The organism is Novosphingobium sp. RL4, assembly GCF_035658495.1.
Taxonomy (GTDB): Bacteria; Pseudomonadota; Alphaproteobacteria; order Sphingomonadales; family Sphingomonadaceae; genus Novosphingobium.
This window is the reverse complement of the sequence record NZ_CP141944.1, coordinates 3,072,703-3,097,618: the sequence shown is the minus strand read 5'-3', so window position 1 is coordinate 3,097,618 and position 24,916 is coordinate 3,072,703. Positions and strand designations below refer to the sequence as shown.

18 protein-coding genes and 1 riboswitch are annotated in these 24,916 nt (G+C 66.0%); of the genes, 5 read left to right on the top strand and 13 right to left on the bottom strand.

Annotated features, from left to right (window positions below; all coding sequences use genetic code 11):
- Positions 1-26 precede the first annotated feature (26 nt).
- Both alaS and U9J33_RS14960 read left to right on the top strand, forming a co-directional pair.
- A complete protein-coding gene (gene alaS, locus U9J33_RS14965; protein ID WP_324696395.1) occupies positions 27-2,687 on the top strand; it encodes an alanine--tRNA ligase in 2,661 nt (886 codons plus the stop codon).
- A 143-nt stretch (positions 2,688-2,830) separates the two neighbouring features.
- On the top strand, positions 2,831-3,796 hold the full coding sequence (locus U9J33_RS14960; protein WP_324696393.1) for a glutaminase: 966 nt from the start codon (positions 2,831-2,833) through the stop codon (positions 3,794-3,796).
- A gap of 10 nt (positions 3,797-3,806) precedes the next feature.
- On the opposite strand, the gene U9J33_RS14955 is transcribed toward U9J33_RS14960, so the two are convergent.
- Positions 3,807-5,588: a cation:proton antiporter gene (locus tag U9J33_RS14955; RefSeq protein WP_185996880.1), complete on the bottom strand. Its 1,782-nt coding sequence runs from the start codon at positions 5,586-5,588 to the stop codon at positions 3,807-3,809.
- Positions 5,589-5,734: 146 nt separating this feature from the next.
- On the opposite strand from U9J33_RS14955, the gene U9J33_RS14950 reads away from it, so the two are divergent.
- The 3 genes from U9J33_RS14950 to U9J33_RS14940 all read left to right on the top strand — a co-directional run bounded on the left by U9J33_RS14950 (position 5,735) and on the right by U9J33_RS14940 (position 10,091).
- Positions 5,735-6,532 carry an outer membrane protein assembly factor BamD gene (locus tag U9J33_RS14950; protein ID WP_054435825.1) on the top strand — a complete coding sequence of 266 codons (798 nt, stop codon included), beginning with the start codon at positions 5,735-5,737 and terminating at the stop codon, positions 6,530-6,532.
- 83 nt (positions 6,533-6,615) lie between these two features.
- Positions 6,616-8,277, top strand: coding sequence for a DNA repair protein RecN (recN, locus tag U9J33_RS14945; RefSeq protein ID WP_185996881.1), 1,662 nt, complete (start codon positions 6,616-6,618; stop codon positions 8,275-8,277).
- A 161-nt stretch (positions 8,278-8,438) separates the two neighbouring features.
- On the top strand, positions 8,439-10,091 hold the full coding sequence (locus U9J33_RS14940) for a dipeptidyl-peptidase 3 family protein (RefSeq protein WP_324696389.1): 1,653 nt from the start codon (positions 8,439-8,441) through the stop codon (positions 10,089-10,091).
- Between the two features lie 10 nt (positions 10,092-10,101).
- Here U9J33_RS14940 and U9J33_RS14935 read toward each other — a convergent pair whose 3' ends face one another.
- From U9J33_RS14935 to U9J33_RS14880, 12 genes are all read right to left on the bottom strand, one after another.
- The gene (locus U9J33_RS14935; protein ID WP_082370186.1) at positions 10,102-11,043 is read right to left on the bottom strand and encodes a quinone oxidoreductase family protein; all 942 of its coding nucleotides are present in this window, start codon (positions 11,041-11,043) and stop codon (positions 10,102-10,104) included.
- Positions 11,044-11,179: 136 nt separating this feature from the next.
- Positions 11,180-12,688 (bottom strand): DUF4403 family protein, encoded by a 1,509-nt coding sequence (locus tag U9J33_RS14930; protein WP_231635653.1) that lies wholly within the window; start codon positions 12,686-12,688, stop codon positions 11,180-11,182.
- A gap of 66 nt (positions 12,689-12,754) precedes the next feature.
- Entirely contained in the window at positions 12,755-13,510 is a 756-nt protein-coding gene (locus tag U9J33_RS14925) for a TorF family putative porin (protein ID WP_132469617.1), read from the bottom strand.
- A gap of 19 nt (positions 13,511-13,529) precedes the next feature.
- Complete coding sequence (locus tag U9J33_RS14920) at positions 13,530-13,976, bottom strand: hypothetical protein (RefSeq protein WP_324696383.1); 447 nt, start codon at positions 13,974-13,976, stop codon at positions 13,530-13,532.
- A 145-nt stretch (positions 13,977-14,121) separates the two neighbouring features.
- Positions 14,122-14,547, bottom strand: coding sequence for a VOC family protein (locus tag U9J33_RS14915; protein ID WP_054435831.1), 426 nt, complete (start codon positions 14,545-14,547; stop codon positions 14,122-14,124).
- A gap of 99 nt (positions 14,548-14,646) precedes the next feature.
- The gene (gene lpdA, locus U9J33_RS14910; RefSeq protein WP_324696381.1) at positions 14,647-16,044 is read right to left on the bottom strand and encodes a dihydrolipoyl dehydrogenase; all 1,398 of its coding nucleotides are present in this window, start codon (positions 16,042-16,044) and stop codon (positions 14,647-14,649) included.
- A 119-nt stretch (positions 16,045-16,163) separates the two neighbouring features.
- Positions 16,164-17,399 carry a 2-oxoglutarate dehydrogenase complex dihydrolipoyllysine-residue succinyltransferase gene (odhB, locus tag U9J33_RS14905; RefSeq protein WP_185996887.1) on the bottom strand — a complete coding sequence of 412 codons (1,236 nt, stop codon included), beginning with the start codon at positions 17,397-17,399 and terminating at the stop codon, positions 16,164-16,166.
- 8 nt (positions 17,400-17,407) lie between these two features.
- Complete coding sequence (locus U9J33_RS14900) at positions 17,408-20,257, bottom strand: 2-oxoglutarate dehydrogenase E1 component (RefSeq protein ID WP_324696379.1); 2,850 nt, start codon at positions 20,255-20,257, stop codon at positions 17,408-17,410.
- A gap of 181 nt (positions 20,258-20,438) precedes the next feature.
- On the bottom strand, positions 20,439-21,329 hold the full coding sequence (gene sucD / locus U9J33_RS14895) for a succinate--CoA ligase subunit alpha (RefSeq protein ID WP_132261868.1): 891 nt from the start codon (positions 21,327-21,329) through the stop codon (positions 20,439-20,441).
- A 167-nt stretch (positions 21,330-21,496) separates the two neighbouring features.
- On the bottom strand, positions 21,497-22,459 hold the full coding sequence (gene mdh, locus U9J33_RS14890) for a malate dehydrogenase (RefSeq protein WP_185996889.1): 963 nt from the start codon (positions 22,457-22,459) through the stop codon (positions 21,497-21,499).
- Positions 22,460-22,834: 375 nt separating this feature from the next.
- Complete coding sequence (locus U9J33_RS14885) at positions 22,835-23,209, bottom strand: hypothetical protein (RefSeq protein WP_185996890.1); 375 nt, start codon at positions 23,207-23,209, stop codon at positions 22,835-22,837.
- 122 nt (positions 23,210-23,331) lie between these two features.
- Positions 23,332-24,477: a cell wall hydrolase gene (locus U9J33_RS14880; protein WP_292635994.1), complete on the bottom strand. Its 1,146-nt coding sequence runs from the start codon at positions 24,475-24,477 to the stop codon at positions 23,332-23,334.
- Between the two features lie 232 nt (positions 24,478-24,709).
- Positions 24,710-24,896, top strand: a riboswitch (cobalamin riboswitch).
- The last annotated feature ends 20 nt before the right edge of the window (positions 24,897-24,916 follow it).

Sequence of the window (24,916 nt, the reverse complement as noted above, 5' to 3'; positions counted from 1 at the left end):
GCGTCGCTGGATTATCGGCGCGGGTTATGCACACGACCAACGAAATCCGCCGGTCCTTCCTCGACTATTTCGCCAGCAATGGTCACGAGGCCGTCCAGTCCGCGCCGCTCGTTCCTTATAACGACCCGACGCTGATGTTCGTGAATGCCGGCATGGTGCCGTTCAAGAACGTGTTCACGGGCCTTGAAACCCGCGCCACGCCGCGCGCCACGTCGTCGCAGAAGTGCGTACGCGCCGGCGGCAAGCACAACGATCTCGACAACGTCGGCTACACCGCGCGCCACCACACTTTCTTCGAGATGCTGGGCAACTTCTCGTTCGGCGACTACTTCAAGGAACAGGCGATCACCCACGCCTGGACCCTGCTGACCAAGGAATGGGGCCTTCCGGTCGAGAAGCTGCTGGTCACCGTCTATCACACTGACGATGAAGCCTTCGATCTGTGGAAGAAGGTCGCCGGCCTGCCCGAATCGAAGATCATCCGCATCCCGACGAAGGACAACTTCTGGGCGATGGGTGACGAAGGCCCGTGCGGCCCGTGCTCGGAAATCTTCTTCGACCACGGCGATCACATCTGGGGCGGCCCTCCGGGTAGCCCGGAGGAAGATGGCGACCGCTTCATCGAGATCTGGAACCTCGTGTTCATGCAGTTCGAACAGGCTGCGGGCGAGATCGTCGGCAATCTGCCCAAGCCCTCGATTGATACGGGCATGGGCCTCGAACGCATCTCGGCGGTCATGCAGGGCGTGCATGACAACTACGATATCGACACGTTCAAGGCGCTGATTGCCGCCTCGGAAAGCCTCACCGGCGTTGCCGCCGAGGGCGAGCAGCGCGCCAGCCACCGTGTGATCGCGGACCATCTGCGTTCCACCAGCTTCCTGCTGGCCGACGGCGTGCTACCGTCCAACGAAGGCCGCGGCTATGTCCTGCGTCGCATCATGCGCCGCGCCATGCGCCATGCTCATCTGCTCGGCGCGCGTGACCCGCTGATGCATCGCCTTGTCCCCGCGCTGGTCGCCGAGATGGGCCAGGCCTATCCGGAGCTCGGCCGCGCCCAGCCGCTGATCGAGGAAACGCTGGAGCGCGAGGAAGTGCAGTTCCGTCGCACGCTCGCCAATGGCCTCAAGCTGCTGGACGAAGCGACCGGCGACATGGGTGAGGGCGGCGAGCTCCCCGGCGAGACCGCGTTCAAGCTCTATGATACTTTCGGCTTCCCTTACGACCTGACCGAAGACGCCCTGCGTTCGCGCGGCATCGCGGTGGACCGCGCCGGTTTCGATGCTGCCATGGCCCAGCAGAAGGCTGCCGCCCGCGCCGCGTGGAAGGGTTCGGGGCAGGCCGCCGACAGCGAAGTGTGGTTCGACATCGCCGAGCGCGAAGGCGCGACCGAGTTCACCGGCTACGCCTCCACGACCGGCGAAGGCCAGGTCGTGGCGCTGGTGAAGGACGGCAAGGAGGTCATTTCGGCCACTGCCGGCGATCAGGTTGTCGTGGTTACCAACCAGACCCCGTTCTATGGCGAATCGGGCGGTCAGGAAGGCGATCGCGGTGCGATCGCAGGCGCGAATGGCCTGAAGATCGACGTTGCCGACACCGCGAAGCCGCTCGGCCGCCTTCACGCGATGAGCGGTACGGTCGAGGCAGGCACGATCAAGGTCGGCGATGCCGTGAACCTCACGGTCGATGTCGAGCGCCGTGACGCGGTTCGTGCCAATCACTCCGCCACGCACCTCCTTCATGCCGCGCTGCGCAAGCGTCTGGGCGATCATGTTACCCAGAAGGGATCGCTGGTCGCCGCCGAACGCCTGCGCTTCGACTTCTCGCACCCGACTGCCCTCACCGCCGAGGATATCGCTGCGATCGAAGCCGAGGTGAATGCGGAAATCCGTGCGAACGACCCGGTCCTGACTCGCCTCATGACGCCTGACGACGCCATTGGCGCCGGCGCCATGGCACTGTTCGGCGAGAAGTACGGCGATGAAGTGCGCGTTCTTTCCATGGGCCGCACGGCAAAGACCGAAGGCGGCGAGCGCACTTATTCGGTCGAGCTTTGCGGCGGCACGCATGTGCGCGCCACGGGCGATATCGGTGTGTTCCGTATCGTTTCGGAAAGCGCCGTTTCCTCGGGCGTGCGCCGTATCGAGGCTCTGACCGGCGAGGGCGCGCGCCAGTGGCTGGTCGCCCGTGAGGACGCGCTGAAGGGCGCGGCCGGGCTGCTGCGCACCACTCCCGAAGATGTCGAAACCCGCGTCGCCGCGCTGCTGGACGAGCGTCGCAAGCTCGAACGCGAACTGGCCGAAGCGAAGAAGGCGCTGGCGCTCGGCGGCGGCGGTGCCAAGGCTGAAGCTGCCGACGAAGAAGTGAACGGCGTGAAGTTCTCGGGGCAAGTGCTCGAGGGGCTCGATCCCAAGGAACTGCGCGGCCTGCTCGATCAGGCGAAGCAGCGCATGGGCTCGGGCGTCGCCGCGATCGTCGCGGTGAACGAGGGCAAGGCGAGCATCGCCGCTGCCGTCACCGAAGACCTCACCGGCACGATCAGCGCCGTCGATCTGGTCCGCAAGGGTGTGGAAGCGCTGGGCGGCAAGGGCGGCGGCGGCCGCGCCGACATGGCGCAGGGCGGCGGTCCCGACGGCGACAAGGCGGCGGACGCCATTGCTGCGGTGAAGGCCGTTCTGGCAGGATAGTTTTCACCTTGGGGGGCGGATGGGCATGAAAAAGGATAAGCTTGGCTATATTCTTGGCGCTGCGGGAATCTTCCTGCAGCCAGTCCTATTCGCGGAAGGGTGCCTGTTTACGATGGAGTGCACTATCGCGGGGTGCCGGTAGTTTGGAAGCTTCATTAAACAAGGGAACTTCGGGCGCTGACGCACCCGGCGCGATTATCGCCGAAATCGCGGAGGAACTCCGCTTCGCCGACTATCGCGGGAAGGTGGCGGACTATATCCCGCCGCTGGCTGCCGTGCCGGACACCAAGTTCGGGATCGCGGTGGTCATGGCGGACGGCGCGGTGCACACGGCGGGTGATGCCGAAGAGGCGTTTTCGATACAGTCGATTTCCAAGGTCTTTGCGCTGACGCTGGCACTGGGCGCGGTGGGAGATCAGTTGTGGAGCCGGGTGGGCCGTGAACCGTCCGGCAGTGCGTTCAATTCGATCGTCCAGCTTGAAACCGAGCATGGCATCCCGCGCAATCCTTTCATCAACGCCGGGGCCATCGTCGTCACCGACGTGCTGCTCGGGCGCCTGGAGCCGCGCGAGGCGATCGGCCAGATGCTGCGCTTCGTGCGCGAACTCGCGGGTGACGACGGCATCGTCATCGACGAGGTCGTGGCCGCCGCCGAGAGCGAGACGGGTTTTCGCAACCGCGCGCTGGCCAATTACATGCGGGCTTTCGGCAATATCCACGGCGATGTCGAGCGGGTGCTGGGGACCTATTTCCACTTCTGCGCGCTCGCCATGAGTTGCCGCCAACTTGCGCTGGCCGGGCGCTATCTGATGAACGGCGGAATCTCGCACGGGCACCGCGTCATCAATGAGCGGCGTGCGCGGCGCATCAATGCGTTGATGATGTCCTGCGGCCACTACGATAACTCGGGCGATTTCGCCTATCGCATCGGGTTGCCCGGAAAGTCGGGCGTTGGCGGCGGAATTCTTGCCGTGGCGCCGGGCACCGCGAGTATCGCGGTATGGTCTCCCGGGCTCAACCAGAGCGGCAATTCGCACCTCGGGCAACTGGCGCTGGAGCGGCTTGTTCAGCGGACCGGCTGGTCCGTGTTCGAGCCGCGATCGTTGTAGCCCTCTCCGTCTAGGCCCGCTCGGGCTGCTTCAACTGGCCTGACTTGAGCGCAGGTTTCTGCGCCAGGCCGCCCTGTTCCTTGATCTGTTCGCGGAATTCGTCGCGCTTTTCGTGGATCGAGGCGATTACCGGCCCCATGGCGACGCCGATCTCGGTGAGTGCGGCTTCCGAGAGTTGCAACGAGCTTTCGAGCGTTTCGGGCACCGCGTGCGTGGCGCCGGCGCGATAGAGCACGGCAGCATGCTCGGCGTCGCGGGCGCGGGCGATGATCGGCAGGTCGGGAAAATCGGCGCGCAGCTTGCGGACGATGCGCTGGGCGGTGACGGGTTCGTCCATCGTCAGGATCACCGCCGCCGCACCGGCTGCGCCGAAGCGCAGCATGGCATCGCCGCGACCGGCATCCCCGAAGGCCACCGTGTAGCCATGGCGGCGCCCGTCCGTGACGAGGTCGGTATTGCTGTCCACCGCGAGGTAGGGGCGGCCGTGACGGGCCAGCATGTCGGCCACCAGCCGTCCGACGCGCCCGAAGCCGATGATGAGGGTCTGCGGCTTGTCGGTCGCCTCGGCGGGCTGGTGCGGCGTTTCCACGCTGTCCACCTGTTTGGCGAGCAGCTTGCCGATCATCGACAGCAGCGGGGTGACGGTAAGGCCCAGCGCGGTGACGATCTGCCAGAACATCGCCGTGCCTGGCTGGATGAGCTGTGCCGCGCCCGCCGCGCTCAGCACGATCAGCGTCGTTTCCGAAGGGCTCGACATCAGGATGCCGGTTTCGGTCGCGGTGCCGCGCCGGGCGCCCATCATGCGCAGCAGCAGGCCCGTCACCGTGGACTTGAGCAGGATCACGCCAACCGCGGCGATCAGGATCGAGGTGAGGTTCTCCCACACGATCCGAAGGTCGATGCTCATGCCGATGGTGATGAGGAACACGCCGAGCGCGAGGCCCTTGAACGGCTCGATGATCTGTTCGACCTCGGTATGGTATTCGGTCTCGGCGATCAGCAGGCCCGCGACGAGCGCGCCGACTATAGGGGAAAGACCGGTCGCCCCCGTCGCCAGCGAGGCCAGGATCACCACCAGCAGGCTGGCCGCCAGGAACAGTTCGGGGCTCTTGGTGCGTGCCGCCTGCGCGAAGAGCGGCGGGAGCAGGTAGCGGCCCAGCACCAGCAGCGCGGTGACGACCAGCGTGCCCCAGACCAGCGTGTGGATCAGGCCGTCCATTCCCGCGCCCTTGGCGTGGGGTGCCAGTGCGCCCAGCAGGAAGATGATCGGCACCAGCGCGATATCCTCGAACAGCAGCATGGCGAGCGCCGCGCGGCCGACCGGGGTGGTGGTGTCGGTCATCTTGAGGACGAGCGCCGTGGAGGATAGCGCCAGTGCGAGGCCGAGCGCCATCGCGCCGGAGAATCCCTGCCCGATCGCGGCGAAGAAGAATGTGAGGGCGCTGCCGGTCAGGATCAGTTCCAGCGAGCCGAGCCCGAACACGAAGCGCCGCATCGCCCACAAGCGGCCGAACGACAGTTCCAGGCCGATCGAGAACAGCAGCAGGATGATGCCGAATTCGGCGAATATCTCCAGCCCGTCGGGGTCGGTTATCGTCACCCAGGACAGCCACGGCGTATCGAACACCAGCCGGCCGAGACCGAAGGGGCCGACCAGCAGCCCTACGAGGATGAACCCGATCACCGGGGTGATGCGGAAACGGTTGAAAACGGGAATCACGATGCCCGCTGCACCCAGGATAACCAGTGCATCGGACAAGACGGGAGAGGAGAGAGCGTTGCTGCCGGCCATATCGGTCCGACTATGGCAGGCACGCCGCGCCAGACAATGCCGAACTTCGCCGATTCAGCGTCTAAGCCGGGGAAGAAATGCCTTCCTGTCGCCTTGCCGTGCAACTTCACTTGGCGTTCAGCAAAGCGCTGGTTATAGACCCGGCCATGTTCGAACGCTCGCGCTTCAAGATCGCCCTTCTCGCTGCCGCCACCGGCGCGATCGTCCTCACCGCAGGATGCGCAGGCGGGAGGGGCGGAAACAAGGACACCGCCTACGTCGCGCGCGACGTCGATACGCTTTACGCGGCCGCGCAGCAGCGCCTGAATCAGGGCCGCACCAAGCAGGCCGCCGCCCTGTTCGACGAAGTGGAGCGCCAGCACCCCTATTCGCCCTGGGCCCGCCGCGCGCAGCTCATGAGTGCGTTCAGCTACTATGCCGCGCGTGACTATACGAAGTCGATCCAGTCGGCGCAGCGCTTCCTCTCGATCCACCCGGGCAACAAGGACGCGCCTTACGCCTATTACCTGATCGCGATCTGCTATTACGAACAGATCAGCGACGTCACGCGCGACCAGAAGACCACCGAGCAGGCCAAGCAGGCGCTGACCGACGTGATGCGCCGCTATCCCGGCACGCCTTACGCCGCGGACGCGAAGCTCAAGATCGACCTTGTGAACGATCACCTCGCCGGCAAGGAAATGACCATCGGCCGCGGCTACGAGGCCAGCGGCAAGTGGCTCGCGGCAACCCTGCGCTTCCGCAACGTCGTCGACAATTTCCAGACCACCAGCCATGCACCGGAAGCCCTCTTCCGTCTGGTCGAGGGATATCTCTCGCTCGGCGTGCCCGAGGAAGCGCAGAAGGCGGCGGCCGTGCTGGAAAACAACTATCCGAACAGCAAGTGGTACGCACGCGCCTACAAGCTAATGGAAAAGTACGCTCCGAAGAACGTCGCCGCCTGAGGCGCCTGCGGTGCGGCTGCCTGAGCGGTGGGCGCAAAGATGCGTGACGGGCGAATAAGTTTTCGCTAGAACGGATCGCGAACATGCTGAACCGCCTCTCCATCCGCAACATCGTGCTGATCGAAGCGCTCGACCTCGATTTCGCAAGGGGGCTGGGCGTTCTCACGGGTGAAACCGGCGCGGGCAAGTCGATCCTGCTCGATGCACTGGGCCTCGTGATCGGGAACCGTGCCGACAGCGGGCTGGTGCGGGCCGGCGAAAGCCGGGCGATCGTCACGGCCAGCTTCGAATTCGCAGAGCTTCCCGGCGTCGTTCGCAAGGTGCTGGAAGAGGCCGATCTCGAAATCGAGCCGGGCGAGCCGCTGATCCTCAAGCGCCAGCTCAAGGCTGATGGCGGCAGCCGGGCCTTCCTCAACGACCAGCCGGTGGGCGTTGCGCTGCTGCGCGAAATTGCGCCGGCGCTCGTTGAGATCCACGGCCAGCACGACGATCGCGGCCTCGTGAACGCGAAGGGGCACCGCGCCCTGCTCGATCGTTTCGCGGGCGGGGACGTTGCCGGGGTGGAGGCTGCGTGGAAGACCTGGCGCACCGCCCAGAGCGCCCTTGACGGTGCGCGCGCGCAAGTCGCCAAGGCGGCCGAAGATCAGGACCTGTTGCTGGCGCACCTTGCCGAGCTGGATGCGCTGGGTCCGCAGGAAGGCGAGGAGGAAGAACTCGCCCATGCCCGCGCCGAAATGCAGAAGGGCGAGAAGCTTTCCGACGATCTCGTTGCGCTCCAGCATCTGTGGACCGGGTCCGATTCGGCGCTGGCTTCACTGCGCGGCGCGTCCCGCCGGCTTGACCGTATCGCCGGCGAGCATCACCTGCTTGCCGAAGCGCTCGAAGCGCTGGACCGGGCGGTGATCGAGGCGAGCGAGGCGGAAGACAAGCTGGACCGCGCCGCCGAGGCCCTGGCTTTCGACCCCGACGAACTCGACCGAATCGAGACGCGGTTGTTCGATCTGCGCGCCGCGGCCCGCAAGCAGGGCTGCCAGGTGGACGAGCTGCCGGAAAAGATGCGGGAGATGCGCAGTGCGCTGGACGCCATCGAAGGCGGAGAGGAGCATGTCGCCGGGCTTGAACGCACCGCGCAGAAGGCGGCGCTGGCCTATCGCGAACAGGCCGAGGCGCTGCACGACCTGCGCCGGGCCGCCGCCAAGCGGCTCGACAAGGCGGTGGCGGCCGAACTCGCGCCGCTGAAGCTCGATGCCGCCCGCTTCCAGACCTCGGTGATCCGCGTGCCGGAAGACCGCTGGGGTTCGCATGGCATGGATGCCGTCGAATTTCTCATCAGCACGAATCCCGGCGCCGATTTCGCTCCGCTTGCCAAGATCGCTTCGGGCGGCGAACTCTCGCGCTTCATCCTCGCGCTCAAGGTGGCGCTGGCCGAAGAAGGCGGCGCCGCGACGGTGATCTTCGACGAGATCGACCGGGGTGTCGGCGGCGCGGTCGCCAGCGCGATCGGCGAGCGTCTGGCGCGGCTTGCCTCGGAAGGGCAGTTGCTGGCGGTTACGCACAGCCCGCAGGTCGCGGCGCGCGGGCGGCGGCACTACATGATCGCCAAGTCCAGCGAAGGCACCGTCACGCGCACCTCGGTGGCGCTGCTCGACGAGGGCGAGCGCAAGGAAGAGATCGCGCGGATGCTCTCCGGGGCGGAGGTGACGGCCGAGGCTCGGGCGCAGGCGGATCGGTTGCTCGAAGTTTAAAAGGCAAGCCCCGGGGGATGATCCCCCGGACCCTCGGAACTTCAACCTCGCCCGTTGTCTGTCCGTAGTACCCTCCGCTGCTTTTCCTTTTCTTCCCTTTGCACTGCAAGGCAGGAAGCCTAGTGTCCGCCCCGACAATTCCCCCAGACGGACCACATCCCATGCCCAAGTTCCTCCTCGCCTCCGCGCTGCTCGCCGCGACCAGCCTCGTTTCCGCTCCGGCCCTTGCGGCGGAACCGGCCTACGATCTCGCCGTGCAGAAGGCGAAGCTGGCGACGATCCCGATGGAGGTGGACACGAAGTTCCTCTCGGCCGAGGAGCGGGACGTGGTGAACCTCCTCATCAAGGCTTCCGACCTGATGAGCGAGGTCTACTTGCGGCAGCGCTACGCGGAGAACCCGCAAGTGCGCCGCGCGGTCTCGATGAACCGCCGCGCCGACCGCGACCTGTTGGTCGAGATGTTCGACCGTAATTTCGGGCCCTGGGACGAACTGGCCGACCTGCACCCGTTCTGGGGCACCACGCCGATGCCGGAAGGTGCGGGCTTCTATCCCGAAGATCTTACGCGCGCCGATTTCGAGGCTTACCTTGCCGCGCACCCGGACCAGAAGGCGGCGCTGACCAGCCCTTACACGGTCGTCCGCAGGGACGGCGCGAAGCTGGTCGCGGTGCCTTATTCGGTCGCCTACAAGGCGTGGCTGGAACCGGCGGCCGGCCTGCTCGATCAGGCGGCGGCGCGGACGAGCAACGCCAGCCTGAAGAAATTCCTTTCGCTGCGGGCCAAGGCCTTCCGCACGGACGACTACTACGAGAGCGAACTGGCATGGATGGACCTGAAGGACACGCCCATCGAAGTCGCCATCGGGCCCTATGAGGTCTACACCGATCGTCTGATGGGCGCTAAAACGTCGTTCGAGAGCTTCGTGACGCTCAAGGACCCGGTGGAATCCGCTGCGCTTGCCAAGTACAAGGACTACTTGCGCGACATGGAAGCGAACCTTCCGATCGAGGATGCCTACAAGAACTTCCAGCGCGGGTTCGAAAGTCCGATTGCCGTGGCCGAACAGATTCGCGGCGGCGGCGACAATGTGCCGGGGCCGCAGACGGTCGCTTTCAACCTTCCCAATGACGAGCGCGTGCGCGAGGCCAAGGGCGCCAAGAAGGTGATCCTGTCGAATGTGCTGGGCGCAAAGTTCGAGCGTATCCTGAAGCCCATGGGCGCACTGGTGCTGGTGCCGTCGCAGGCGGGTCTGGTCGATCGCAAGTACATGCAGCTCGAAACGCTGTTCCATGAACTCTCGCACAGCCTCGGGCCGGGCACGATCGTCGTGAACGGTCAGACCACCACCGTGGACAAGGCGCTGAAGGAGCAGAACTCGGCAATCGAGGAAGCCAAGGCCGATGTCGCCGGGGTCTGGGACATCCTGTTGATGATGAAGAAGGGCGAGATTCCGGCATCCGAGCGTCCCCAGCTTTTCGCCACTTATGTCGCGGGCATCTTCCGCGCGGTGCGCTTCGGCGCGGTGGAGGCGCATGGCAAGGGCGCCGCGCTCCAATATGGGTACCTGCGCGACAAGGGCGCCTTCACTTACGACGCAGCGGCGCGGCGCTATGCTTTCGACGATGCGAAGATGGAGGCAGGGCTGCGCGACCTGCTGCACGACATGCTGATGCTTCAGGCCAAGGGCGACTACGAAGGCACGAAGGTCTTCATGGCGCGCTGGGCGAAGCTGGATCCCGAGGCGGAAGCCGTGATCGCGAGCATGGCGAGCCTGCCGGTCGATATCCGGCCGGTCTATCCCGAAGGCATCTGACCGCTGCCGGTCAGGGCCGCATAACCACATGGCCGAAGGGCTGGCCGCTGAGGATGAATTCGTAGGCTTCGGCGGCCTCGCACAAGGCGAACTCGTGCTCGATGGGAAGCTGGATGCCGCCCTGGCTTACGCGGGCCAGCAGGCGCGTGACTTCGTCGTGGATATCGGGCTCGCCCAGCGGGCCGGCGGGCGCGATGGCGAAGCGCCTGATCGTGGGGCCGCCTGCGCCTTCCTTGCCATATCCGATCGAGGCCAGACCGTTTCCGGCGGCTGAGATCGCGGCGTAGCGTCCGCCCGGTGCAACGAGACGGGCAAGCTGCGTGGACCTTTCACCGGCGCTGACGTCGAACACGAAATCGACGCCCTTGCCACCGGTCAGTTCCAGACATGCGGCCATCACGTCGTCCTGTTCGGGGTAGAGGGCGTGATGGAGGCCGAGTTCCCTCAGCCTGGCGCCGCGCGCCGGATCTCGGGATATTCCGATGACGGTGGCGCCCGTTTCGGCGGCGAGTTGCAGCGCGACGATACCGAGACTGCTGGTGATGTGATTGATGAGCAGGACTTCGCCGGGTTGCAGCTGGCCCCGTGCGAAAAGCGTCCCCTGCGCGGCGGCCAGCGTGAAAGGCGCGGCCGTCCCGAAGCCCGGATCGATGCCCTGGGGCAGGGGCCAGGTGGAAGCTTCCGGCGCGGCGAACAGTTCGGCATGGCTGCCCCAGCCGTGGCAGGCCACAACCCGGTCGCCGATGCGGAACCGGGTTACTTTCGCGCCGGTGGCGATGACGATGCCGCAGGCCTGGCTACCGGCAATGCCCGAAGGGGGGATCTCCGCAAGGCCGCTTTGATAGAGCGCCAGCTTCACCAGATCGATGGCTTCGATGGAAGCCAGCTCGACACGGATAAGCACCATGTCTGCCGCTACATCCGGTTCAGGTGCATCGCCAAAAGTCAGCATGGGACGTGCTCCGGGCCCGGAGTGAAAAACAGCCTTCAAACGATCCCCGCGTCTCTGGATTGAATTCGATCTTGTTGGACAACACTGTATAAAATCGATTGCACGTCAAGGCATTCCTGCGGGTAAACTGCTGCCATTATGGCTTATCTCTCAGTGTGATCGACGTTTTTCCACCGGCGCGAACCGGCAGGTAGAGCCCGCGTCCGCTGGCCTTGATGGTCCCTGTGTGCGTTTCGGTGACTTCGGCCCGGATCACGAATTCGCCTTCCCGCTTGTCGTCGATGGCGCGCGCGATCTTGCCGAGGAGGTCCCGGTAGTCGTTCTCGAAATTCTGCCCGAGCGCCGCGGAGAGCGTGCTGGACACGCCGGGCGTATTGGCAAGGGCCAGCAGGATATCGCCGCCCACCGCGTCCGTCGTGCCGCCGACATGGAAATCGGCGAAGTCCACCTTGCGCGAATTAGCGGCATTTACCGGGGTTGCGGTGATCCAGACCGTTCCATGTGCCGCCTTCAACCGTTCGGCTACGCCGCGGGCCGTGAAGTTTATACCTACCGCGATTCTGCCGCCGGTGGTTCCGTAGATGGTCGCCTTGTGGAAGGTGGCCATTACCGGGCCGATGTGCGGAACCGCGAACGGCCGCTGCGACCGCTTGACGAGCGCGCGCATCAGGACCGGCTCAAGCTCGCGATAATCGGCGATCACCGGGATGAAGAAAGCCAGCCGGCCGGCTTCCGCTGTCATCGGGCGCAGCGGGGGCAGGGGCGCGGCGGGCGGATCGGGCGGACGGTGGCCAACGAAGGTTTCGGTGAGCGCCTTGAGGCCCAGCCGCAGGACCAGCCGATGTCCATCCAGTTCGTACCCGCCGTACTGCAATTCCTGCGGCGTGATCCGCATCCAGACAGGCGGGTTCCTCTCATTCAGGGCGAGCGAGGTGAAGGCGGAGGCCCAGGCCCTTTCGATCTGCGGTCTCAGTTCCAGGCGGGCAAGCTGCCCGGGGAGAGTTGTTTCAAGCCGGGCGATCACCGGGGCGAGCTTGCGGTCCGCCGGTTCGGTGAGGTCTATGCGCTGGCCGAGGAAATCGAGATGGGGATGCTCGGTCCAGCTATAGCGGATGTCCACCGTGCCGCGCGGGGTCCAGTCCTGCGCGAGCGTGAGGCGGATCGTGGCGCGGGCCGTGGCATCTGCCGTTGCGGTTTCCCGCTTGAGGACGCCGGCGATATCCTCGGCGCGGACGACGGCGTGCAGCGGCATGGTCAGCACGATGTCGCGGCCCTTGCCGGTGAAGCTTACCGGACCGCGCGTGACTTCGCCGATGATGCGGCACTTGATGTCCGGGGTCTTGAGCTTGACGAAAGCCACCTTGACCTTCCTTGACGGAACGCAAGTGCTGTCCGGCCTGTCGATCGACCAGAGCCGGCGGGGAATCTCCCGCTCCAGCGCCCGGGCGAGTTCGCTTACGTCGGCATGGATGGGGACGGTGACGAGCGATGCCTGCGGTTCCATGCGAATGGCGTCGGTGGCGCGGGGCGGCGGCCCTTCATCGGCCCGGCGCTTACACCCCGCGAGCGCGAGCGCGAGGCAAAGCGCGAGCGTCGTCGCTCCCATGGCGCAGTGGCCCGCCGCACGGACCTTTCCTGTCCTCATTGCGCGAATGTCCCGGAAATTGTCCCCTCCGCACAGGACAATACGCGAGAATTGCGGCAGTTCCAATCACGGTGTGAAACGCAGGTAAGCCGCAATCCTGGAGCCTGTGTGGCGGTCGCGATAGCGGCCGGGGGCCAGGTCGTCCCCGATCGATGTCCCGGTATATCGCAGGCCCAGCGCGAGCCGGTCCATCTGCTGTTCGACGCCGAGATAATGGTCCCAGTAACTGCCGTCCGGGCGCAGGCGCTGGACGCGCATGGCGGCAAGAGCGGAATTCCGGGTGGAGCCGGTGCTGTAGCCGCCCCCACCATAGACGGTGAGCGCGGTGCCGGGAATGCCGACGGCAGCATTGGCTTCAAGGTAGAGATCGCTGCCGCCGATCGCCTTCTGCGAAGGCGCGAAGCTGGCGCCGAGGTCGAGACGGGCGGGGCCGATCGTGCGGGAGAGGCGCGTGCCGAGTTCGCCGTAGCTCAGGCCCGAGGCGCCGACGAAGACATGGCCGGTGGCTGCCGCGGAAAGCGTCCATCCGCCGCCGGAGTAGAGCGTCAATTCCGGAGACAGGGTGAGGCCTATGTCGGCGTCGCCGTGTCTTGCGCTGTCCCGCAGGCTGGCGGCGCCGAGATCGATCGAGACATCGGAGGACAAGGGCAGGCTGGCATCCACCGCCATGGCCGCGCGGCCGCCGCTCCAGCTCAGCCCGCGTGCGCGCAAGTCGCTGGTGGCCTCCAGCGAGACGCTGGCGGCGGCGGACTGGGCCTGGCTGTGGGCGGGAAAGACGATTGCGGCGGCCACGAGGGCCGCCGGGAAAGCGTATCTGGTCATCCCGACGCTCTAGCGCGGTTCAGTTCGCGGCGAAATCGCGTGCGGCGTCGATTGCGGCCAATGTATCGTGGTGGTCGGCGGATGCCAGTTCGCGGACGTGATCCGAAATCGCATCGGCCTTGCCCGCCACGAATTCGCCCCTCTGCCGGTCGTCGCGGCGGCAGTCTCCGGGTTGGCTCTGCGTGAAGGTCCTCGTGCCGGGAAGCACGGTGGCGATGGCCCTGGCGCCGCCCGCAGGCTGAATGCGCCGCTCGACCGAGACTTGCGCGGTAAGGATGCAGCGCCGGCTGCTGGTGCGGGCCGGGGGGGAGATGCCGATGGCCTTGGCGCGGGTCTCGATCCGGGTGACGTAATCGACCGTGTAGGCCGCGCCGCGATGCTGGACCTCGAGCGAATGGGCCGGAGCCGCGCGGGGAACTGCGGAGGCGGAGATGGCTGCGGTTGCGGCGAGAACCAGGAAGCTCAAGTGATCACCCTCTCATCTTTGCCTAAATAATAGGCATTAAATGCTTATTGTTTGGGCATCCTCGATAGCAGCGGCTATTGTCCCGTTCGTTTCCCGATCTTGAATTTCATTGTCTTTCCGGGCGGCCGAATTCGCGACACGCGGTTCAGTTTCGGGCGAAGAGCTGGCCAAGATCGGCGAAAGCCTTCATCTCGATGGCATTGCCGGAAGGATCGCGGAAGAACATCGTGGCCTGTTCGCCCGGCTGTCCGGCAAAGCGGATATAGGGTTCGATGCCGAACGCCATCCCGGCGTCGCGCAGACGCGCGGCGAGAGCCTGCCAGTCCTCCATCGCCAGCACGATCCCGAAATGCGGCACCGGCACGCCGTGTCCATCGACCGGATTGGATCCGGCATCGCCGCGCGCCATGTCCGGCACGTGATGGGCGACGATCTGGTGGCCATGGAAGTCGAAGTCGATCCACGATGCACTGCTGCGTCCTTCCCGGCATCCCATGACCCCGCCCCAGAATGCCCGGGCGGCGTCGAGATCGTGGACGGGAAAGGCGAGGTGGAAGGGGCGCAGGTTCATGGGGCGAGAGGTAGCGGGAATGCGCGCGCGCCCCAAATGGAAAAGCCGGCGATGCTTTCGCACCGCCGGCTTTCGCCTGGCCTTCGAAGAAGGAGCCGATCAGATGTGGATCGGCTTGCCCAGCACGGCCATGGCCGCTTCCTTGATCGCTTCCGAATGGGTCGGGTGCGCGTGGCAGGTGTAGGCGATGTCTTCCGAGGTCGCGCCGAATTCCATGGCCTGCGCGGCCTGGCCGATCATCGTGCCTGCCACCGAGGCGATGCACCACACGCCGAGCACGCGGTCGGTCTCGGCATCGGCGATCACCTTCACGAAGCCGTCCGGCTCGTGGTTGGTCTTGGCGCGCGAGTTGGCGAGCATCGGGAACTTGCCGACCTTGATCGCGCCGCGTTCCTTGGCGGCTTCCTCGGTGAGGCCGACGCCCGCGAATTCCGGCTGGGTGTAGACCACGCCCGGGATCACGTCATGGTTCACGATGCCGGTCAGGCCCGCGATGTTCTCGGCCACGGCAATGCCTTCGTCCTCGGCCTTATGCGCGAGCATCGGGCCGGGGATCACGTCGCCGATGGCCCAGACGCCGTCCACCTTGGTGGCGAAGTCGTGGTCGGTTTCGATCTGAGCGCGTGCGTTCAGTTCGATGCCGATCTTGTCGAGGCCAAGGCCTTCGGTGTTGGGACGGCGACCGATCGAAACCAGCACGACGTCGGCCTCGATCACTTCCGCGTCACCGCCCTTGGCGGGTTCGACAGTGACCTTGGCGGTCTTGCCTTCCACGGTCACGCCGGTGACCTTGGTGCCGAGCTTCAGGACCATGCCCTGCTTCTTGAAGATCTTGCCGGCTTCACGGCGCACTTCGCCGTCCATGCCGGGCAGGAGCTGGTCGAGGTATTCGACGACGGTGACTTCCGCGCCAAGACGGCGCCAGACCGAACCGAGTTCGAGACCGATCACGCCGCCGCCGATGACGACCATCTTCTTGGGAACGGAGGCCAGCTCCAGCGCGCCGGTGGAATCAACCACCACGCCGCCGGCATTGTTGATCTCGACGCCGGGAAGCGGGGTGACCGAGGAACCGGTGGCGATCACGATGTTCTTGGCGGTCACGGTCTTGCCCGCGACTTCCACGCTGTGCGCGTCCTTGAACTGGGCGTAGCCCTTCAGCCAGTCGATCTTGTTCTTCTTGAACAGGAATTCGATGCCGCCGGTCAGGCCCTTCACGGCGTCCTTGCGCTGGCCCTGCATGGTGTCGAGGTCGAGCTCGGGGGTCACCTTGATGCCCATCGCCGCCATCGCGCCGCCCTTGGCCGCCTCGAAGTATTCCGATGCGTGGAGCAGGGCCTTGGAGGGGATGCAGCCGACGTTGAGGCAGGTACCGCCCAGCGTCTCGCGACCTTCGGCGCAGGCGGTCTTCAGACCGAGCTGTGCGGCGCGGATCGCAGCGACATAGCCGCCAGGGCCGGCACCGATGACAAGGACGTCGTAATCGTAATCAGCCATTGTTCAGGCCTCCGTACGCTCGTGCTTCGCACTTTGGGCACGAGCGGAAAATAGTCATTTCAACTCAAGTGAAAACCCCGCCCGGCCAGATGTTTTTCAGGACGGGCGGGGTCTGCAACTCAGAGGTCGATGAGGAGACGGGTGGGATCCTCGATCGCTTCCTTGATCGTCTTGAGCGCGGTGACCGCTTCACGGCCGTCGATCAGGCGGTGATCGTAGGACAGCGCGATGTACATCATCGGGCGGATCACGATCTCGCCGTTACGGACGACCGGGCGATCCTCGATGCGGTGCAGGCCGAGCACGGCCGACTGCGGAGGGTTGATGATCGGGGTCGACATCAGGCCGCCGAACACGCCGCCGTTGGAGATCGTGAAGGTGCCGCCGGCCATGTCGGCCATGGTCAGCGTGCCTTCCTTGGCCTTCTTGCCGAAGTTCGCGATCGCCTTCTCGATGCCGGCGAAGCCGAGCTTGTCGCAGTCCTTCACGACCGGAACGACGAGGCCGTTCGGGGCCGAGACGGCGATCGAGATGTCGACGTAGTCGTGATAGACGATCTGGTCGCCGTCGATCTGGGCGTTGACCGCCGGGATGTCCTTCAGCGCCAGGACCGAAGCCTTGGCGAAGAACGACATGAAGCCGAGCTTGATGCCGTGCTTCTTCTGGAACACGTCCTTGTACTTCTCGCGCGCCTCGATGACGGCCGACATGTCGACGTCGTTGAAGGTGGTGAGAAGCGCGGCGTTGTCCTGCGCGGACTTCAGGCGCTTGGCGATGGTCTGGCGCAGGCGCGTCATCTTGACGCGTTCTTCGTTGCGCGCAGCCGGAGCGGCGGCGGCCGAAGCGGCGACAGGCGCCGAGGCGGGCTTGTTCTTGGCGGCTTCAAGGACGTCGTCCTTGGTGATGCGGCCGTCCTTGCCGGTGCCCTTGATGGTGGCCGGGTCGATGCCGTGTTCCAGGATCGCGCGGCGGACGGCCGGCGACAGGACCGAGGAACCGGCCGAACCTTCGTCGGCGGCAGCAGCCGCGGCCGGGGCGACGGCGGCAGCCGCGGGGGCCGGAGCCGGAGCGGCGGCGGCCGGTGCTGCGGCAGCCTTGGGAGCGGCGGCGGCGCCGGTGCCTTCCTCGATCGTGGCGATCAGCGCGCCGACGACGACGGTGTCGCCTTCCTTGGCGATCTGCTGGCCCATGACGCCCGCGTGGGGCGCCATGACGTCGATCGCGACCTTGTCGGTCTCGAGGCTGGCAATGGGCTCGTCAGCGGCAACGGCTTCGCCGGGCTGCTTCAGCCACTGGCCGATGGTGGCTTCGGCGACGGATTCCCCGAGGACGGGGACCTTGACTTCGGTGGTCATGATTTATCTCAAGCCTTCTGCTTGCGACGGAGTTCGGAACGAACGGAAAGATGCAGCGCATCGGCGACCAGCGCAGCCTGTTCGGCAACGTGGCGCTTGGCGAGACCGGTGGCAGGCGAGGCCGAGGCATTGCGACCGGCATAGCGCGGACGCGGCTGGGCGACGCCGGCTTCCTTGGCGGCAGCCTCGATCTGCGATTCGACGAAGAACCAGGAACCGTTGTTCTGCGGTTCTTCCTGGCACCAGACGACCTCTTCGAGGTTCGGCATGCGCGCCAGGCGCTTTGCCAGCGGCTCGCCCGGGAAGGGATAGAGCTGCTCGATGCGGATGATCTGGGTGTCGTCGATCTCGGCGGCATCGCGGGCTTCGAGCAGGTCGTAGAAGACCTTGCCCGAGCACAGGATGACCTTCTTGGTGGCCGCATCTTCCGAAGCCCTGGGGTCGGAGAGGATGCGCGAGAAGGTGCCGGTGGTGAACTCCGAGGCCTGCGACTTTGCCAGCGGGTGGCGAAGCAGCGACTTCGGGGTCATGATGATCAGCGGCTTGCGGAACGGACGGTGCATCTGACGGCGCAGAACGTGGAAGTAGTTCGCGGGCGTCGTGATGTTGCAGACCTGGATGTTGTCCTGTGCGCAGAGCTGCAGGTAACGTTCCAGACGGGCCGACGAGTGCTCCGGACCCTGGCCTTCGTAGCCGTGGGGCAGCAGCATGACGAGGCCGTTGGCGCGCAGCCACTTGGACTCCGCCGAGGCGACGTACTGGTCGATGATGATCTGCGCACCGTTGGCGAAGTCACCGAACTGGGCTTCCCAGAGCACCAGCGTCTTCGGGTCGGCGCTGGCGAAGCCGTACTCGAAGCCGAGCACGCCATATTCCGAAAGCGTCGAGTTCAGGACCTCGAAGCGGCCGTGGGGCAGGGTGGTGAGCGGCGTGTACTTGTGCTCGTCCTTCTGGTCGACCCAGACGGAGTGACGCTGCGAGAAGGTGCCGCGTTCGCAGTCCTGGCCGGACAGGCGCACGTTGTAGCCTTCGGTGACGAGGCTGCCGAAAGCGAGAGCTTCCGCCGTGGCCCAGTCGAAGCCGTCGCCCGACTTGAACATCTCTTCCTTGGCCGCCAGCACGCGGGCCAGCGTCTTGTGGACGGTCAGGCCTTCGGGAACGGTGGTCAGGGTACGGCCGAGGCTGTCGAACAGCTTGGTCTCGATCGTGGTGTCGACGTTGCGGCGCGCGGTTTCGGGATCGGCAGGCTTGTGGAAGCCGCTCCACTGGCCGGAGAACCAGTCGGCCTGGTTGGCCTTGTAGGTCTTGGCCGCCTCGAACTGCTCTTCGAGATGCGCGGTGAAGTCCGCTTCGGTCTTCGCCAGGAAGGTGTCGTCGATGACGCCGTCCTGCTTCAGACGGTCGCCATAGATCTGGCTGACCGGCGGATGCTGGCGGATCTTCTGGTACATCAGCGGCTGCGTGAAGCCGGGCTCGTCGCCTTCGTTGTGGCCGAAGCGGCGATAGCACCACATGTCGATCACGATGTCGCGGCCGAAGGTCTGGCGATAGTCGATCGCCAGCTTGCACGCGAACGTCACCGCAGCCGGATCGTCGCCGTTGACGTGCAGGATCGGGGCCTGGACGCCCTTCGCCACGTCGGACGGGTACGGCGAGTTGCGCGCGAACTGCGGGCTCGTCGTGAAGCCGATCTGGTTGTTGATGATGAAGTGGATGCAACCGCCGGTGTTGTAGCCCTTCACGCCCGAGAGGCCGAAGCACTCCCAGATGATGCCCTGGCCGGCGAAGGCCGCGTCACCGTGGATCAGGACCGGCAGCACCTGCTTGTGCTTGGCGCCGGGGCCGATGTCGTCGCCGATGTCGTCGGCGATGGTCTGGTAGGCGCGGACCTTGCCCAGCACGACCGGGTCGACCGTTTCGAGGTGCGACGGGTTGGGCATCAGGCTCATGTGGACCTTGATGCCGTCGAACTCACGGTCGGCCGAAGTGCCGAGGTGGTACTTCACGTCGCCCGAGCCGCCCACGTCTTCCGGGTTGGCGGTGCCGCCCGAGAATTCGTGGAAGATGACCTTGTAGGGCTTGGCAAGCACGTTGGCGAGAACGTTCAGGCGGCCGCGGTGGGCCATGCCGTACACGATTTCCTTCACGCCCAGCGCGCCGCCGTACTTGATCACGGCTTCGAGCGCCGGGATCATGGCTTCGCCGCCGTCAAGGCCGAAGCGCTTGGTGCCGACGTACTTCTTGCCGAGGAACTTCTCGTACTGCTCGCCGCGGACGACGGCCTGAAGGATTGCCTTCTTGCCTTCGGCGGTGAACTCGATTTCCTTGTTCGCGCCTTCCATCCGCTCCTGGAGGAAACGGCGTTCCTCGACATCGGCGATGTGCATGTATTCGAGGCCGACCTTGCCGCAATAGTTCGCGCGCAGGATCTGCACGATCTCGCGAACGGTCGTCCATTCGAGGCCGAGCGCGCCGCCGACGTAGACCGGACGGTCCTGCGCGGCGCCTACGAAGCCGTGGTATTCGGGCGTGAGGTCAGCGGGAAGCTGGCGCTGGTTGAGGCCGAGCGGGTCGAGATCGGCTGCCAGGTGACCGCGCACGCGATATGTGCGGATCAGCATCATGGCGCGGATTGCGTCGGCCGCGGCTTCGTCTATGCGGGACTGGTCGACCTTCTGGCCGCCCTTTGCCGCTGCCTTCTCGATCTGGACCTTGAGCGCGCTGGGGTCGAGGCCCTGGGTCAGGTCGTCCTCGAATTCCGCTCCTACGAGCGGCCAGTTCTTGCGCTGCCAGCTCGGGCCGGCCTGCGGGCCGTCGAGGGCATCATCGGGGGTGAAGTCGAAACTTTCGTCGCCCATCGGGTGTCACCTTTTGTCGCGCCGGAAAACGGCCGGCGCTACCAAACTCGTTCTAGGACGATGGTCCCGATGGTGGGGGCCTCTTCGTCCGCATCGCGTCCGGCATCTCAAACGTGCCGGATCGCTCGTGGGTCCCGTGGCGGCGCGGGTCCGAAGACACGCGCCGCCCGCGGGGATAGTGTCAGGCGAGTTCCTTGAGGACTTCCACAAGGGTTTCACCCAGAAGCGACGGCGAGGCGGAGACGCGGATGCCCGCTTCTTCCATCGCCGCGATCTTGTCCTCGGCGCCGCCCTGGCCGCCCGACACGATCGCGCCGGCGTGGCCCATGCGGCGGCCCGGAGGCGCCGTGCGTCCGGCGATGAAGCCCGCCATGGGCTTCTTGCGGCCGCGCTTGGCTTCGTCCTTGAGGAACTGGGCCGCTTCTTCTTCGGCGCTGCCGCCGATTTCGCCGATCATGATGATCGACTTGGTCTCGTCGTCGGCCAGGAACAGTTCCAGCACGTCGATGAAGTTGGTGCCGTTGACCGGGTCGCCGCCGATGCCGACAGCGGTGGTCTGGCCCAGGCCCGCGTTGGTGGTCTGGAACACGGCTTCATAGGTGAGCGTGCCCGAGCGCGAGACGACGCCGACCGAACCCTTGGAGAAGATGCTGCCGGGCATGATGCCGATCTTGCATTCGCCGGGGGTCAGGACGCCGGGGCAGTTCGGACCGATCAGGCGCGACTTCGAGCCCGAAAGGGCGCGCTTCACGCGGACCATGTCGAGAACCGGGATACCCTCGGTGATCGCGACGATCAGTTCCATCTCGGCGTCGATCGCCTCGAGGATCGAGTCGGCGGCGAACGGCGGCGGAACGTAGATGCAGGTGGCGGTCGCACCGGTCGCGGCCTTGGCTTCGGCGACGGTGTTGTAGTTCGGCAGACCGATGTGGGTCGTGCCGCCCTTGCCCGGAGTCACGCCGGCAACCATCTGGGTGCCATAGGCGAGCGCCTGCTCGGTGTGGAAGGTGCCGGTGGCACCGGTCATACCCTGGGTAATGACCTTGGTGTTCTTGTTGACGAGAATGGACATAGGGGAATCCTAATTCCTGTTCCTGGTGTAGGCCGATTCCGGCTTGGGAAGCGCCATGGCGCAAATTCCGCGAAGTGCAACCGTCCAAGTCGTAAAATCAACGGGCCAGTAAGCCGAGCCCGGCCCGCTCCGGCACTTTGCCGGGCGGGCCGGGCCGGTCAAACGGATCAGGCCAGCGAGCCGTCGATCGCCTTGCAGGCGACCAGCAGTTCCTTGACCGCGTCGATCGAGACCTGGAGACCGGCCTTCGCCTTCTCGTTCAGCTCGATCTCGATGACCTGCTCGACGCCATCGGCGCCGATCACGACGGGCACGCCGACATAGAGGCCGTCGACGCCGTACTGGCCTTCGAGGTGCGCGGCACAGGGCAGGACGCGCTTCTGGTCGCCCAGGTACGATTCAGCCATGGCGATCGCCGAAGCGGCGGGAGCGTAGAAGGCCGAGCCGGTCTTCAGCAGGGCCACCACTTCGCCGCCGCCGTTGGCGGTGCGCTTGACGATGGCGTCGATGCGCTCCTGGGTGGTCTTGCCCATCTTGATGAGGTCGGGAACCGGGATGCCCTTGACGGTCGAGTATTCGACCACCGGCACCATGGTGTCGCCGTGGCCGCCGAGCACGAACGAGGTCACGTCGCGGACCGAAACGCCGAATTCCCAGGCCAGGAAGGTCGAGAAGCGGGCCGAGTCCAGCACGCCGGCCATGCCGACGACCTTGTTGTGGGGCAGGCCCGAGAATTCGCGCAGCGCCCAGACCATCGCGTCGAGCGGGTTGGTGATGCAGATCACGAAAGCGTCGGGTGCGTTGGCGGCGATGCCTTCGCCGACTGCCTTCATCACCTTGAGGTTGATGCCCAGCAGGTCGTCGCGGCTCATGCCCGGCTTGCGGGCGACACCGGCGGTGACGATGATGACGTCGGCGCCGGCAATGTCGGCATAGTCGTTGGTGCCGGTGATCTTGGCGTCGAAGCCCTCGACGGGACCGCACTGCGACAGGTCGAGCGCCTTGCCCTGCGGCAGGCCTTCTGCGACGTCGAAGAGGACGATGTCGCCCAGTTCCTTCTGCGCGGCGAGGTGCGCGAGGGTGCCGCCGATGTTGCCGGCGCCGATGAGGGCAATCTTCTTACGAGCCATGATGCTTGCTTGTCCTTCCCAGAGGCGGGATCGACGGACGAAAAGGCGGCCTGCTGTGTCCCGCTAAAGGCAGGTGCCGGTGTTCAACGAGGGGCGACCTACGCCCCTCAAACCGACATTGCAACCGTGAAAAGCCCGCGCAAAGGGCTGGTGGGGCAGTTTTTACTGATAATAGTTCGCAATTGCAATAGTGGGCGGGAATGCGCGGAAAACGGGCCCGGGAAGCGGGGTTCGGAGCCTGTTTTGCGCAACCCGGCGGGCGCAGATTGCATCCAAGTGTCTCGCACGGCGGTATGACAGGCAAGCGTCGGGGAGGGCGAGTCGCCTTGGAGGAAGGGCAGGCGGTCGCGAGTCACGGCGGCGGCGGCGAGACTGTCAGGCGTTCGTGGTGAGCCGTCTGGCGAAGGCTTCGGCCATGCGGTGATCGAGCTGCCGGCAGATGGCGATCCACCAGTCGCAGGCCGCGATGTCCCCCGCGAGGCGCGCGGCGGCGGCATTGGCGCGGGCATGGGAGGCGGCGGACAGGCCGTGGCGGGCGAAATGGCGCAAGGCTTCGGCGAAGATGCGCTCGTTCGCGGCCAGGGTGGCCGCATCCTGCTGCTGCGCGGTGGCGTGCCCCTCCGTCCGCGGCCGGCGCGTTCGGCGACGAGTGCCGTTGTCGTTGACCGCGCCGAGCGGCACGGATGGACACAGCGCTCGCACGATCACAGGACACGTCCCGCCTTTGGCGGCGGAGAAGCGGATTGCCATGGTATCGGGCCTCTTGTCTTCGGCGTTAGGGGGTGGTGCCGCGACCCCGTTATAGGATTGCAGGCGCTAAGCCTTAATGAGGGCGTATGGTTGCCGAAACCTTGAGAGGGGAATCGGGAGGTTTACTGAACCGGTTGCCCGATCCAGCGCCCGGAATTGGCATACTCGGGCCTGATCCCATGGGCCTCGGGCAGGTTCCTCGCCCGGTATAGCGCTTCGCCGCCCCGTTCGCGCACATCGCTGGCATAGGCAGGGACGGCGGCCTGCACGAGGGTGGCCGGAGCGGAGGCGGGCTGGATGGCGGTGTCCGGCCGGATCGGGGTTGCCGCCTCGAAGGCGCGCTGCACCGCGAGCGGGTCCAGCGCGGCGTTGGCGACCGCGCTGGCGGCGGAATCGTCATGGCGATGCGGCGCGGCGAGCGGCTCCCCGCCGAAGTAGGCGAAGCGGAAGGCCGAAGGGCTCCCCGCCGGTCCGCTCAGGGCATAGAAACGGTGCGCGCCGATCGTCGAGAGATAATGGAGGCTCGGCGCCCAGTAGGGATTGACCTGGACGGTGTGGTAATGCGTGGCCAGGCCGACCGGCGCGTAGACGTAGCCGGAAAGCGCCGCGCGGGCGACTTCCTGCGCACGCTGCCAGAAGAAGCGCTGCGGCGCGCGTGCCAGCGACCCGTCGCAGGTGAAGGAGAACTGGCAGCCGGTCGAGCGCTCGGAGCCCTGGTAGACCACGCCGCAGACGGTCTTGGGATAGGCGGGATGGGCCAGCCGGTTGAGTACGACCTGCGCCACCGCGCGCTGGCCGGCATCCGGCTCGCTGGCGGCCTCATAGTAGATTGCGGCGGTCAGGCACTGGAGCGCGCGGCTGCGGTCCACCCCGGAATTGTCGATGCGCAGCGCGCGGGCGACCGGGCCGGGGCCGGTCACGCCGTCATCGGCATCGGAATGAATGCCTTCGCCGATCCTGAGCACCGGTTCTTCGGCATCGAGATAGTAGAAGGCCGAACCGGGGAAGCTGGCTCCGGCCTGCTCGAAGGGCATCGGCAGGACCGTCTGTTCGGGCGACCGCGCATCGGCGATGGAGAATTGCTGCCAGGAGCCCGGCGAGGCGAAGGCGGGCAGTGCCACGGCGGCCAGTGCGGCGAAACCCAGCGACCAGCGCCGGCGCGCGCGGCGTGCGACATGTCGCCGGCCGCCGCGCGCGAAGTGCCCGCGGAAATCGCGCGGACGCGCTTCCCAGGGTTCGAGGCAGGCAGGAAGGGCGGCAGCGGTCACGAATAGTCCTCTTGGCGCGTCCTTTCGGGGGACGGGCGCATCTTGCGCCTAACCCGCTTTGCGGCGCGCGGCATCCCTGCAGATCGGCACGTCCCGAAGCGGTACAGGCCCTGCCGATAGCCTTAATGGCTTAAGAGAATCTTCCGGTTTTCCCGGCGGCGATACCTGGCGCGGCCTTTACCGGCACTGCTTGCCAATCCTCGCGCCGGACAGTATCGGCGCAAGCGACGTCATGGGTGGCCCGGAGCCGGGCCCCAGGATTGGAACCTGGTGGGAATTTCGGCGAAAGCCCGAAGCTGCCCCCGCAACTGTGACCGGGGAGCGCCCCCTCCACGCGATGCCACTGGGTCAAACCGGGAAGGCGGAGGCGGCGCGGCGATCCGGAAGCCAGGAGACCTGCCCTTGACGGTCGTTCCGCAGCCGGGCGGGGTGTCCCGGC